Annotated in this window: 1 protein-coding gene; it reads left to right on the top strand. The window is 61.5% G+C overall.

Going from position 1 to position 387, the window contains the following annotated elements; genetic code table 11:
* Positions 1-85: 85 nt before the first annotated feature.
* On the top strand, positions 86-387 hold a 302-nt coding region (locus tag RM590_RS35825; RefSeq protein ID WP_311708984.1), incomplete at its 3' end, for a type VII secretion target.

Raw genomic sequence — 387 nt, 5'->3', positions numbered from 1 at the left:
CTCCGCACGCAGCATGGACGAGGCGGCCCTGATTTACGAACAAATTGCTGCAGAGTGCTACCCGACACAGATGTAGGAGCAGATCATGTCCTCGGGGGAACTGTGGGTTACGCCAGGCCATTTGCGCGAACTGGCGGATAAACACGGCACGGCCGCAGAGCAGGCCTCACAGGCAACCGCACTGGTCGATCAGATAGCGAAAGCGGAGGAACGCACTCACGGCAGCGCCTGCAGCGCCGCTGCTGCAGCCGCTGCCAGGGTCGCCGAGGCACGCAGGAAAGCCTGCATCGCAATCGAGACCACGTCACAAGCGTACGAGGCAAACCTCAATACCGCGGCGTCACCGTATGTAGCTGTCGACGAGCACCATCGCGACGAGATCATCGA

The organism is Streptomyces litchfieldiae, from assembly GCF_031845365.1.
Taxonomy (GTDB): Bacteria; Actinomycetota; Actinomycetes; order Streptomycetales; family Streptomycetaceae; genus Streptomyces; species Streptomyces litchfieldiae.
The sequence above is the reverse complement of the archived record's forward strand: the minus strand, read 5'-3'. Positions and strand labels throughout refer to the sequence as shown.